The sequence below is a fragment of the Blastococcus sp. SYSU D00868 genome (assembly GCF_054050575.1).
Genome location: NZ_JBJGZO010000011.1, coordinates 34,930 through 46,923, shown reverse-complemented (window position 1 = coordinate 46,923; position 11,994 = coordinate 34,930). Strand labels below are relative to the sequence as shown.

At 76.1% G+C, this 11,994-nt stretch carries 13 protein-coding genes; 4 read left to right on the top strand and 9 right to left on the bottom strand.

Annotated elements, in window-relative coordinates:
- Window positions 1–75: 75 nt before the first annotated feature.
- Window positions 76–234 carry a hypothetical protein gene (locus ACI79F_RS11820; RefSeq protein ID WP_456544703.1) on the top strand — a complete coding sequence of 53 codons (159 nt, stop codon included), beginning with the start codon at window positions 76–78 and terminating at the stop codon, window positions 232–234.
- Between the two features lie 99 nt (window positions 235–333).
- Window positions 334–1,695, top strand: a complete 1,362-nt coding sequence (locus ACI79F_RS11815; protein WP_456544704.1) for a cytochrome P450 — start codon at window positions 334–336, stop codon at window positions 1,693–1,695.
- On the opposite strand, the gene ACI79F_RS11810 is transcribed toward ACI79F_RS11815, so the two are convergent.
- From ACI79F_RS11810 to ACI79F_RS11775, 8 genes are all read right to left on the bottom strand, one after another.
- Window positions 1,682–2,899, bottom strand: a complete 1,218-nt coding sequence (locus ACI79F_RS11810; protein WP_456544705.1) for an MFS transporter — start codon at window positions 2,897–2,899, stop codon at window positions 1,682–1,684. The two genes, ACI79F_RS11815 and ACI79F_RS11810, sit on opposite strands and share 14 nt — an antisense overlap.
- Window positions 2,896–4,236, bottom strand: a complete 1,341-nt coding sequence (locus tag ACI79F_RS11805; protein ID WP_456544706.1) for a sulfate adenylyltransferase subunit 1 — start codon at window positions 4,234–4,236, stop codon at window positions 2,896–2,898. Before ACI79F_RS11805 ends, ACI79F_RS11810 begins: the two co-directional genes overlap by 4 nt.
- Window positions 4,236–5,144, bottom strand: a complete 909-nt coding sequence (gene cysD, locus ACI79F_RS11800; RefSeq protein ID WP_456544707.1) for a sulfate adenylyltransferase subunit CysD — start codon at window positions 5,142–5,144, stop codon at window positions 4,236–4,238. Before cysD ends, ACI79F_RS11805 begins: the two co-directional genes overlap by 1 nt.
- A 120-nt stretch (window positions 5,145–5,264) precedes the next feature.
- Window positions 5,265–6,002 carry an inositol monophosphatase family protein gene (locus ACI79F_RS11795; RefSeq protein ID WP_456544708.1) on the bottom strand — a complete coding sequence of 246 codons (738 nt, stop codon included), beginning with the start codon at window positions 6,000–6,002 and terminating at the stop codon, window positions 5,265–5,267.
- On the bottom strand, window positions 5,999–6,730 hold the full coding sequence (locus ACI79F_RS11790) for a PaaI family thioesterase (RefSeq protein WP_456544709.1): 732 nt from the start codon (window positions 6,728–6,730) through the stop codon (window positions 5,999–6,001). The genes ACI79F_RS11795 and ACI79F_RS11790 overlap by 4 nt, the downstream gene beginning before the upstream one ends.
- A 30-nt stretch (window positions 6,731–6,760) precedes the next feature.
- Window positions 6,761–8,293: a sensor histidine kinase gene (locus ACI79F_RS11785; protein ID WP_456544710.1), complete on the bottom strand. Its 1,533-nt coding sequence runs from the start codon at window positions 8,291–8,293 to the stop codon at window positions 6,761–6,763.
- On the bottom strand, window positions 8,290–8,970 hold the full coding sequence (locus tag ACI79F_RS11780) for a response regulator transcription factor (protein WP_456544711.1): 681 nt from the start codon (window positions 8,968–8,970) through the stop codon (window positions 8,290–8,292). The genes ACI79F_RS11785 and ACI79F_RS11780 overlap by 4 nt, the downstream gene beginning before the upstream one ends.
- Before the next feature lie 204 nt (window positions 8,971–9,174).
- Window positions 9,175–9,951: a siderophore-interacting protein gene (locus tag ACI79F_RS11775; RefSeq protein ID WP_456544712.1), complete on the bottom strand. Its 777-nt coding sequence runs from the start codon at window positions 9,949–9,951 to the stop codon at window positions 9,175–9,177.
- A 345-nt stretch (window positions 9,952–10,296) separates the two neighbouring features.
- Between ACI79F_RS11775 and ACI79F_RS11770 the strand changes: the two genes are divergently transcribed.
- Window positions 10,297–10,512: a DUF2945 domain-containing protein gene (locus ACI79F_RS11770; RefSeq protein WP_456544713.1), complete on the top strand. Its 216-nt coding sequence runs from the start codon at window positions 10,297–10,299 to the stop codon at window positions 10,510–10,512.
- Between the two features lie 40 nt (window positions 10,513–10,552).
- A complete protein-coding gene (locus tag ACI79F_RS11765; RefSeq protein ID WP_456544714.1) occupies window positions 10,553–10,984 on the top strand; it encodes a DUF2795 domain-containing protein in 432 nt (143 codons plus the stop codon).
- 31 nt (window positions 10,985–11,015) lie between these two features.
- Here the strand turns inward: ACI79F_RS11765 and ACI79F_RS11760 are convergent, their stop codons facing one another.
- Entirely contained in the window at window positions 11,016–11,840 is an 825-nt protein-coding gene (locus tag ACI79F_RS11760) for a hypothetical protein (RefSeq protein ID WP_456544715.1), read from the bottom strand.
- Between the last annotated feature and the right edge of the window lie 154 nt (window positions 11,841–11,994).

Here is an 11,994-nt window from a genome sequence, read left to right as displayed (position 1 = left end):
CCGGCGGGCGTTTGGTCCCGCCGGTGACCGGGGAGGGGCACGGGGACCCCGTCCCGCAGTCAGAGGAGATGTGCGATGACCGAGCCCGGTACCCACGCGGCCGGTGAGGGCCTGTCCGACGAGGAGATGATCGAGACCGTCGCGGGCCAGACCGACAGCGCCTCGGAGAACGCCGACACGGCCGGCAAGGACTGGGCCGGCAAGGACCTGGAGCCGCCGGCGCCCACCGAGTAGCCCTCCCCGGGACTCCCCGCCCGGCCTCCCCGCGAGGCCGGGCGGAGGGCGCTGACAGACTGCGGCGGACGACGACGTCCCCCCAGCGGAGAGGCGCCCATGACCTCGCTGACCACCCGGTCGCACCTGCCCGCGGCACCCGAGCCGGAGCCGCGGCCCTCGCCCCTCCTGCGGCCGGCGCGGACGCTGGCCCGCTACGCCGTCCGGCACGGGCTGCCCGCCGTCTACCTCTCCCGCGCCGCCCGCCGCGGCGACCTGGTCGGCCGGCTGCTGCGCGACCCCGCCGTCCGCGAGCACCCGTACGACCTCTACGAGCAGCTGCGCGCCGCGGGCCCGCTGGTGCCCAGCGCCCTCGGGCTGGTCACCACCTCGCACGCGGTCGCCCAGGAGGTGCTGCGCTCCGACCGCTTCGGCGTCGGCTGGGACCGCTCCCAGGTGCCCGGGCTGATCGGCTGGGCGCTGCGGTTCGGCGACGAGCTGGACGCCAGCGGCGTCGCCGAGCCGCCGTCGATGCTCGTCGTCGACCCGCCCGACCACACCCGCTTCCGGCGGCTGGTCAGCCGCGCGTTCACCCCGCGCGCGACCGCCGCCTTCGAGCCGATGATCCGCCGCACCGCCGACGCGCTGCTCGACGACCTGACCGGCGCGGACGGCCCCGTCGACCTGGTCGACCGGTACGCAGCCCAGCTGCCCGTGCTGGTGATCGCCGAGCTGCTCGGCGTGCCGACCGACCGCCGCGAGGACTTCCTGCGCTGGGGCGCCGCCGCCGCGGCCACCCTGGACCCCGGCCTGCCGCTGCGCCGCTACCTCGCCGCGGAGCGCGGCCTGCGGGCGATGCACGCCTTCCTGCGCGAGCACTTCGCCCGGCTGCGCCGCGACCCCGGCGACGACCTGGTCAGCCGACTGGTGGGCCTGCCCGGCGAGGAGGCGCTCAGCGAGCGCGAACTGCACGCCACGGTGATGCTGCTGCTCGGCGCCGGCTTCGAGACGACGGTCAACCTGCTCGGCAACGCCGTCGTCGCCCTCGACGCCTCCCCCGACCAGTGGGAGGCGCTGCGCGCCGCGCCCGCGGGCTGGGCCGACGCCGTGGAGGAGGCCCTGCGCCACGACAGCCCGGTCCAGCTGACCGGGCGCACCGTCCGCGCCGAGGTGGAGGTCGCCGGCCGGCGCCTGGCGGCCGGCACCCGCGTCACCGTGCTGCTCGGCGCCGCCAACCGCGACCCCGCCGTCTTCCCCGACCCGGCGCGGTTCGACGTCACCCGGCCCAACGCCCGCGACCACCTCGCCTTCTCCGGCGGGGTGCACTACTGCCTGGGCGCCGGGCTGGCCCGGCTGGAGGCCGAGGTCGCGCTGCGGGCGCTGTCCGAGCGCTTCCCCCGGCTGCGGGTCACCGGCCGCCCGGTGCGCCGCGACCTGCGGACCCTGCGCGGCTTCGAGGTGCTGCCGGTCAGCCTCGGCTGACCGGCTCGGGCACGGCCCGCTCCGCCGGGGCCGGGAGGACGGCGTCGCGCGCGGCGCCCCACCCGGCCCAGGCCATGGGGACGACGGCCAGCAGCAGCAGCCCCAGCGGCCACGACCAGCCGTCGGTCAGGTCGTGCAGGCCGCCCAGGACCAGCGGGCCGGACGCGGCGACGAGGTAGCCCACGCACTGCGCCACCCCGCCCAGCCGCGCGGCGACCAGCGGGGTCGGGCTGCGCAGCACGATGAGGGTGAGCGCGAGGGCGAAGCCCGAACCCTGGGCGACGCCCCACGCGCAGATCCAGACGGCGGTGCCGGAGGCGGGGGAGACCAGCAGCCCGGTCAGCCCGACCGCGTACGCGGCGACGACGACCGCCACCAGCGGCCGCTGGCCGCGCATCCGGCCCGCCTGCGCCGGGGCGACCAGCGCGCCGACGGCGCCCACGACGTTGGACAGGCCGAGCAGCAGCCCGCCCTCGGACCGCGGCACCCCGGCGTCGGCGAGCAGCGTCGGCAGCCAGGCGGCCACCGCGTAGAACTGCACGCTGTTCATGGCCAGGTACGCGCAGACGCGGCGGGCCAGCGGCAGCCGCAGCAGCGCCCACGACCCCCCGGGCGGCGTGCCGCCGGCGACCCGGCGGGCGCGGCCGGTGCCGGCGACCGGCAGCCACAGCACGAGCGCGCCCAGGGCGAGGAACAGCCACAGCCCGAGCGCCGTCCGCCAGCTGACCCCGAGCGCGTCGGCCACCGGCAGGGTCAGCGCGGCCCCGCCGGCGGCGCCGACGTTCAGCGCGGCCGAGTAGAGGCCCATGACCGCGCCGGGCCGGACGAACTCCCGCTTCACGTAGGCCGGCAGCAGCACGTTGGCCAGGGCGATCGCGGCGCCGGCGAGCAGGCTGCCGGCGTAGAGCAGGGCGACGGGGGAGAGCAGCCGCAGCGCGATCCCGGCCGACAGCAGCAGCAGGGACAGCCCCACGGCCGACTCCAGCCCGATCCGCCGGGCCAGCCGCGGCGCGACCGGCGCGAACGCGCCGAAGCACAGGACCGGCACGGTGGTGAGCAGCCCGGCCAGCGCCGAGGAGAGCCCGGTGTCGGCGCGCAGGTCGGCCAGCAGCGGCGCGACCGCCACCACCGCCGGCCGCTGGTTCAGCGCCACCGCGACGATCGCGGCGACGAGCAGCCACGTGCTCAGACGCGAGCGGCTCACCCGGCCGGGGTCAGCATGCCGGCGCCGACGGTCGCGTTCGTCGCCTCGTCGACGAGGATGAACCGCCCGGTGACCCGGTTGCGCAGGTAGTCGTCGACGAACAGCGGCTGGGTGGTGCGCAGCCGGACCCGCCCGATGTCGTTGAGGCCCAACTCGCCGGCGTCCGTCTCGCGGTGCAGCGTGTTGACGTCCAGCCGGTAGACCAGCTCCTTGACCACGGCGCGCACCGACCGGGTGGTGTGCTTGACCGCCAGCCGCTGCCGCGGGCGCAGCGGCTCGTCGGTCATCCAGCAGACGAGCGCGTCGAGGTCCTGGGTGACCTGCGGCGCGTTCTGCGGCCGGCAGATCAGGTCGCCGCGCGAGACGTCGAGGTCGTCGTCCAGCCGCACGGTCACCGCCATCGGCGGGAACGCCTCGCCGACCGGGCCGCGGGGGCCGTCGATGCCGGCGACGGTCGTCGTCAGCCCGCTGGGCAGGACCTGGACCTCGTCGCCGACCCGCAGCACGCCGCTGGCCACGGTGCCGGCGTAGCCGCGGTAGTCGTGGAACGCGTCGGACTGCGGGCGGATCACGTACTGCACCGGGAACCGCGGGTCGGTCAGGTTGCGGTCGCCGGCCACGTGCACGTGCTCGAGGTGGTGCAGCAGCGTGGGGCCCTCGTACCAGGGCGTGTTCGGCGAGTGGGTGACGACGTTGTCGCCGTGCAGCGCCGAGATCGGGACGACGGTCAGGTCGGGCACCTGCAGCTTGGCGGCGAAGGCGCTGAACTCGTCGGCGATCGCCTCGAACCGCTCCTCGGCCCAGTCGACCAGGTCCATCTTGTTGACCGCGACGACCAGGTGCGGCACCCGCAGCAGCGAGGCCAGGAAGGCGTGCCGGCGGCTCTGCTCGAGCAGCCCCTTGCGGGCGTCGACCAGCACGATGGCCAGGTCGGCGGTCGAGGCGCCGGTGACCATGTTCCGCGTGTACTGCACGTGCCCGGGGGTGTCGGCGAGGATGAACGTCCGCCGCGGGGTGCTGAAGTAGCGGTAGGCGACGTCGATGGTGATGCCCTGCTCGCGCTCGGCCCGCAGGCCGTCGGTGAGCAGCGCCAGGTCCACGTAGTCGCCCTTGCTGGCCCGGGCGACGGCCTCGTACTGGTCCTCGAAGACGGCCTTGCTGTCGTAGAGCAGCCGGCCGATCAGGGTGCTCTTGCCGTCGTCGACCGAGCCGGCGGTGGCGATCCGCAGGATGTCGCGCCGCGCGGTGGCGATCTCCGCGGCGTGCTCGGCGACGGGGGAGTGGACGTCGACGGGGGCGTCGTCGACCGGCTGCTCCGTGGTCTGGTCGGCGGCCATCAGAAGTAGCCCTCCTTCTTCCGGTCCTCCATGGCCGCGTCGCTGACCTTGTCGTCGCCGCGGGTGGCGCCGCGCTCGGTCATCCGGGTCACCGCGATCTCGGCGATGACCTCCTCCACCGTGGTCGCCTGCGAGCGGACGGCGGCGGTCAGGTTGGCGTCGCCGACGGTGCGGTACCGGACGGTCTCGGTGAACACGCGCTCGCCGTCACGGGGCCGGATGAACTCGTTGACCGCGTAGAGCATCCCCTGCCGCTCGACGACCTCCCGCTCCTGGGCGAGGTACAGCGGGGGGATGGCGATGTGCTCGCGGGCGATGTACTGCCAGATGTCGAGCTCGGTCCAGTTCGACAGCGGGAACACCCGGATCGACTCGCCCACGTGGATGCGGCCGTTGTAGAGGTCCCACAGCTCGGGGCGCTGGTTCTTCGGGTCCCACTGGCCGAACTCGTCGCGGAAGGAGAACACCCGCTCCTTGGCGCGGGCCTTGTCCTCGTCGCGGCGGGCGCCGCCGAACAGCGCGGTGAAGCCGTGCTCCTCGACCGCGTCGAGCAGGACCGGCGTCTGGATCCGGTTGCGGGAGCCGTTGGGCTCCTCCTTGACCGTGCCGGCCGCGATCGCGTCGGGCACGGAGGCGACCACGAGCTGCACGCCGAGCTCGGCGACCCGCTTGTCGCGGAACTCGAGCACCTCGGGGAAGTTCAGCCCGGTGTCGACGTGCATGACCGGGAAGGGGATCTTCGCCGGGGCGAACGCCTTGCGGGCGAGCTCCAGCATCACGATCGAGTCCTTGCCGCCGGAGAAGAGCAGCACCGGCCGCTCCAGCTCGGCGGCGACCTCGCGGATGACGTGGACGGACTCCGCCTCCAGCGTCTCCAGCTGGGTCAGCCGGTAGTCAGGGCTCGTCACGGTGCGCAGGCCTTCGGGGTTCGGGGACGGCGGGCGGTCGGGCGTGCCGGGACACTCCTCGATCCAGCGGCAACCGCACCGGAGCGGGAGGGATTCCCGCACCAGTGTCCGACATGCGCGTCAGCGGACGGCGGCCAGGAGGTCCGGCGCCAGCTCCGGGCGGCAGACCAGCAGGTCGGGCAGCCACGGGTCCGGCTCGTTGTAGCGCAGCGGCGAGCCGTCGAGCCGGCTCGCGTGCAGCCCGGCGGCGAGCGCCACCGCGACGGGCGCGGCGGAGTCCCACTGGTACTGGCCGCCGGCGTGCACGTAGGCGTCGGCCTCGCCGCGGACGACGGCGGTGACCTTGTACCCGGCCGAGCCCAGCGGCACCAGCACGCCCCCGACGGCCTCGGCGGCGGTGGCCGCGACCGCGGGCGGGCGGCTGCGGCTCACCGCGATCCGGGGCGGCCCGCCGGCCGCGGGCGGGGCGGCCGGGGCGGGGTCGGTGACGAGCACCTCGTCGAACGCCGGCAGCGCGACCGCCGCCGCCGCGAGCCCGCCGCCGGCCCACAGCGCCACATGCACCGCGAAGTCCCCGCGGTCCGGGCTGCCGTACTCGCGGGTGCCGTCCAGCGGGTCGACGATCCACACCCGGTCGGCGGCGAGCCGGCGGCGGTCGTCGGCGGCCTCCTCGCTGAAGACGACGTCGTCCGGCCGGCGCCGGGCCAGCACCGCGGCGATCGCCCGCTGCGCGGCGGCGTCGCCGGCGTCCCCGAGCTCCCGGCCGGTCAGGTCGCCGGCGCGCAGGTCCAGCAGGACCCCGGCGGCCGCCCGTGCCGCCTCGACGGCCACCTCGACGTCGGCCGGTCCGTCGCTCACCGGGCGCCGCCAGGGGCGGCGGGCGCCGTGGGAGCCGTGGCGTCCGTGGGGCGGCCGGGGGGCCTGGGCCGGCCGGAGGCGTCGGTCACCGTGGCGAAGTAGCTCGCCACCTTCTCCGGGCGGGGGGTGACGAAGACGCCGCGCGCCTCCACCAGCGGCCGGCCGGGGTCCGCGGCCAGGGCGATGGTGCCGGTGACGACCGACCGGCGTCCCTCGGCCTCGGCGACGGAGGCCGCCAGGACGATCGGCGTGTCCAGCGGCACCGGGCCGCGGTAGTCGACCTCGAGCCGGGCGGTCATGCCCCACAGCCCGGCACGGATCGTGGCGGCGCCGAGGACCTGGTCCATCAGCAGGCTGCTCATGCCGCCGTGCAGGTAGCCGGGCGGGCCCTCGTAGGCCGGACCGAAGGAGGCCTCGGCCACGACCCCGCCGTCGACCACCCGGACGTCGAGCGGCAGGGCCAGCGCGCTGCCGACCCCGCTGACCATGTTGTAGACCTGCCGGAAGTCGGCCAGGTCGTCCAGCGGGGACAGCTGTCCCTCCGGCCGCCGCGCCGCCGCCAGCCGCTCGGTGAGGTCGCGGGCGCCGGCCGCGGCCGCCCGCAGCCCGGCCGGGTCGACCGCCGTCCGCACCGAGGCATCGACGAGGCCGCGCAGGGCGTCCCCGAGCTCGGTGACCGCGGCCATCAGCTCCGGGTCGTAGGGGGGAGCGGCGTCGTCGTGGTGCACGGACCGACGGTAACGAGCGGCCGGCAGCGGTCAGTCCGCCGGTCCCGGCGGCGCGGGCGCCCCCGTCACCGGCGCCGGCGGCCCGCTGCGGGGCAGCCGGACGGTGAAGGCCGCGCCCTCCCCCGGGGCGGTGCGCAGGTCGACGGTGCCGCCGTGCGCGGCCACCAGCGAGGCGACGATCGCCAGGCCCAGGCCGGTGCCGCCGGCCGCGCGGTGGCGGCTGGGGTCGGCCCGGTAGAAGCGCTCGAAGACCCGGGCGGCGTCCTCGGCGGCCATGCCCGGCCCCCGGTCGGCGACGCGGACGACGACCCAGCCCCCCTCGTCCTCGGCGCCCGGCGGGCCGGGCTCCTCGCTCAGCCTCACGGCGACCGGGGCGTCGGCCGGGGTGTGCACCAGCGCGTTGGTCACGAGGTTGCCGACCACCTGGCGCAGCCGCGCCTCGTCGCCGAGCACCACCGGCACCTCGGTCATCGCCGGGTCGAGCACCAGCTCCAGCGGCCGGTCCGGCTGCAGCGCCCGGGCGTCGTGGACGGCGTCGCCCGCCACCTCCGCGAGGTCCACCGGGGTGACGGTCAGCGGCCGCTGCTGGTCCAGGCGGGCCAGCTGCAGCAGGTCCTCGACGAGCAGCCCCATCCGCGCGCCCTCGGACTCGATCCGCTGCATCAGGTGCGCGACCTCCTCCGGGTCGCGGACGGCGCCCTGCCGGTACAGCTCGGCGAACCCGCGGATCGAGGTCAGGGGGGTGCGCAGCTCGTGGCTGGCGTCGGCGACGAACTGCCGCATCCGGCCCTCGGAGGCCCGTGCCTGCTCCTCGGAGGCCCGCTGGGCGGAGAAGGCGCTCTCGATCCGCGCCAGCATGCCGTTGAGCGCGACGGAGAGCCGGCCCACCTCGGTGCGCTCGTCCCCGGCCGGCACCCGCCGCGACAGGTCGCCGGCCGCGATGGCGCGCGCGGTGTTCCCGACCTCCTCCAGCGGGCGCAGGCTGTTGCGCACCAGCACGTAGCCCGCGACGCCGAGCAGCGACAGCGCGATCAGCCCGACGACCAGCTGGATGCGGACCAGCCGGCGGATCGCCTTCTGGTCGCCCTCGAGGTCGGTGCCGACGAGCAGTCGGTAGCCGCCCGGCAGCTCGGCGGCGATGACCCGCCACTGCGTGCGGTCGTCGTCCGAGGAGACGGTGACCGGGTCGGGCACGCCCCCGCGGTCGAACCCCTCACCGTCGACGTCGGGGAGGTCGTCGCGCTCCGGTGGGCCCTGCAGAGGCGTGACCCGCTCGCCGTCCGGGCTCACGCAGGCGTAGTACGCCGCTCCGGGCTGGGAGGTGTACTCGCCCCGCTGGCAGGCCTGGAAGATGCCGCGGTTGTACTCCGCGTCGTGGACGGCCGACCGCAGGCGGTCGTCCTGCTGGTCCATCAGGTAGCCGCGCAGCAGCGACGTCGCCGCGAAGCCCGTGGCGACCAGGGCGAACGCCACCAGCGCCGCCAGCAGGGCGACCAGGGTGACGCGCAGCGGCACCGGGGCGCCCCACCGGCGGCGCGGCGGGCTGGGGGCTGGCTCGATCACGAACCCCGGGGCAGACGCAGCGTGTAGCCCACCCCGCGGATGGTGTGCAGCAGGCGGGGCTCGGTCGTGTCGACCTTGCGGCGCAGGTAGGAGATGTAGGACTCCACGACGTTGGCCTCGCCGTTGAAGTCGTAGTTCCACACGTGGTCCAGGATCTGCGCCTTGGACAGCACCCGCCCGGCGTTGGCCATGAGGTAGCGCAGCAGCTTGAACTCGGTGGGCGAGAGGCTGACCAGGGTGCCGGCCTTGAGGACCTCGTGGGACTCCTCGTCCAGCTCGATGTCGGCGAAGGAGAGCCGCGGCGCCTCCGCCGTCCGCTGGGTCGCGGCGCTGGTCCGGCGCAGCACCGCCCGGATGCGGGCCAGCACCTCGTCCAGGCTGAACGGCTTGGTCACGTAGTCGTCGCCGCCGAGGGTGAGCCCGGAGACCTTGTCCTCCGGCGCGTCCCGCGCGGTGAGGAAGAGCACCGGCGTGTGCCGGCCGCTCTCCCGCAGCCGGCGGACGACGCCGAAGCCGTCGAGCCCGGGCATCATCACGTCGAGCACGAGCAGGTCGGGCCGGAAGGACGACGCCATCGCCAGCGCCTGCTGACCGTCGGCCGCCGTGGCCACCTCGAAGCCGGCGTAGCGCAGGCTCGCCGACAGCAGCTCGCGGATGTTGGGCTCGTCGTCGACCACGAGCAAGCGCGCCTCGGGGGCCCGCCCCTGGGGGCCGCCCGTGCTCCGGGTCCCCTGCACTGACCCTCCCGCGGAACGCACCGATGCCGTCGTCATGGACCCCAGACTCCGGGCGGCGGCTGCGCCCGCACTGGACGCTACCTGTGAACTCGCTGGGCGAGCGGGAGTCAGCCGGCGGTGCTGGCCGGCCGGCTCCCGCGGCTGTCAGCCGGCGGGGGACATCGCGCGGCCGCGGCGCCAGTAGCCGATCGCGTGGTGCTGCGCCCGGCCCAGCCCCCAGCGGGCGCGCAGGTCCGCCCGGATCGCGCGGACGGCGGCCGACTCCGCGGCCACCCAGGCGAAGACGTCGTCCCCGGCGGGCCGGTCCAGCGCGGCGACGGCGTCGGCGAGCAGCGTGCCCTCCCCGGGCGGGGTGCCGCCGCGGTGCAGCCAGCGCACGGCCACGCCCGCCGGTGCCGGGAGCGGCTGCTCCTCCCCCGGCCCGGCGACCTCGACCAGGGCCAGCCCGGCGGTCGCCGGCGGCGCCTCGGCCAGGATCCGGGTGATCGCGGGCAGCGCCGTCTCGTCGCCGGCCAGCAGCAGGGAGGCCGCCGGCCGGATCCCCAGCTCCCCCCGGCCGCCCACGCCGAGGACGGCGCCGGGGGCCGCGGCCGCCGCCCACGCCGCCGCGGGGCCGTCGCCGTGCAGCACGAAGTCGATCTCCACCTCGCCGCGGCCGGGGTTCTGCCGGCGGGCGGTGTAGCTGCGCAGCGCCACGCCGTGCGCCCCGGCGGGCCACACGACGCGGCCGTCGCGGGCCACCTGCGGCCAGCGCGGCGACTCGTCGCCCGCGCGCGGGACGAGCAGGTTGACCGTCGGCCCGGCGGCCGCCACGGCCTCCGCCGTCCCGGTCAGCACGACGCGGCGGACGGTGGGGGTGACGTCGCCGACCGACACGACGGTGAGGACGTCGACGTCGCGCGGGCCGTCGGGAGCAGTCACACGGCGAGGGTAGGCAGCCGCCGCGGGGCCGCCGCAGGGGCCGGCACAGGGGCCGGCGCAGCGGACGCCCGACACGGGCCGACCCGGCCGACCCCGGGGGAATGGAGTCGACCGGGCCGGCGATCGAGGACGGCGAGGTGACCGTGGGTAGCCGCGCCGGTCGGCCTGACCAGCACGGCTCCGGTAACCGGGGCCGTCGGTGACGACGCTACGTGACCGGAGCGGAGGTGGCAGCGCCCGCAGGAGTGAACCTGGGGCCCGGGCGGGTGATGTGTGTCCCGCCCGTCCGGGGGGCAGGCAGGCGGGGACGGCCCGAGCAGCGGTGCCCCGGACGCGGAGGACGACATGGCGGACGACCTGAGCAAGGGCGACCACGTCACGTGGAAGAGCCACGGCGGGGAGGCCGAGGGCACCGTCACGAAGAAGATCTCGAAGGACACCGAGGCGGCCGGCCGGACGGTCAGGGCCAGCCCGGACGACCCCCAGTACGAGGTGCAGAGCGACAAGAGCGGTGGCACGGCGGTGCACAAGCCGTCGGCGTTGAGGAAGAAGAAGAAATGAGCCCCGGCTCTCCGGCAGGACCAGCACACAGGAGGAAGTCGTGAGCGAGACCGACGACCAGTTCGCGGGCGCGTCATCGCGCAGCACCAAGCACAACCCCCGCCTCGACGAGGAGATCCAGCACGAGATCCAGGGGATGCTCAAGGCCGAGCGCGCGACCCGTGCCCACGAGTGGCGCGAGGTCGAGCCCGTCGCGGAGGGCGAGCCCGACATCGACGCCGACCCGGCGGGCACGCTGGTCGGCGGAGTCCCGGTGGGGATGACGGAGGACGCCGTCGTCGCGCGCGCCGAACTGGCCCGCTGGCTCGACCGGGCCGACTTCCCGAGCAACGGCCCGGACCTGGTCGAGGCGGCCCTGGACCACCGGGCACCGGACGCGGTGGTCGACGAGCTGCGCCGGCTGCCCGAGGGCGAGAACTACGAGCGGATCGGCGACGTCGTCCGGGCGCTGGGGTACCCGACCGAGACCTGACCGGCGCGGACGGCGGGAGGGGGCGGCCGGGTCAGGACCCGGTCTCCTCCTCCCGCTGCTCCTCCTCCGCGATCTCCTCGGCGCCCCGCCGGCGGAACAGCCGCGAGCCGGGGAAGCCCTTCACCACCTGGCGCAGGTCCTGCATCGTGTCGAGCAGGTCGTGGACGTCCGGACCGACGCCGTCCAGCTGCTTGAGGACCGGCAGGACGTCGTCGTCCAGGTGCCCGAGGACGACGGGCAACCGGTCGATGAGGGTGACCAGCGCCTCGACCTCGTGCGGGTCCATCGTCTCGGCGAGCCGCTGCACGACCGGGGTCAGCTGCTGCAGCGGCCCCTCGAACCCCGCCAGGAGCGGGTCCACCCGGGAGACGACGTCCTCGGCGCGGGTGACGGCACCCTGTGCGCGCTCCACCGCCTCCTCCGACCGCCCGATCGTCGTGCCGACGGCGTCGATGGCCTCGTCGGCCTTGCGCTGGGTCTCGCCCACGGCGCTGATCGCCTCGTCGGCCTTGCGCTGGGTCTCGCCCACGGCGCTGATCGCCTCGTCGGCCTTGCGCTGGGTCTCGCCCACGGCGCTGATCGCCTCGTCGGCCTCCTGCAGCGTCCCCCCGGCCCGCGTGATGGTCTCGTCGGCGCGGCGCCGGGTCTCCTCCAGGGCGGTCACCGCCCGGTCGACGCGGCCGAGCAGGCCCTCCGCCGAGGTCACGACGGCGCTCACCCGGTCCAGCAGGCCCTCGACCCGGCCCACGGCGCTGACCACCCGGGGCACGAGCGCGACGGCCTCGGACAGCCCCTCGCGGAGGCCGTCGACCGCGGCGAGGACGTCGGACGGGCCGGGCAGCGAGGGCAGACGCACGGAGCCGACGCTACGGCCGTGACGGACACGTCGCCGCCCGATCCCCGCGCGTCACCCGTCCGGACGGCCGCGGGGACGTATCGTGAGGGGCCGCCCACGATGCGTGTGCGGGTACCCGCGCGCGCGGGTACGGGCGAACGGCACGGACTCCGAC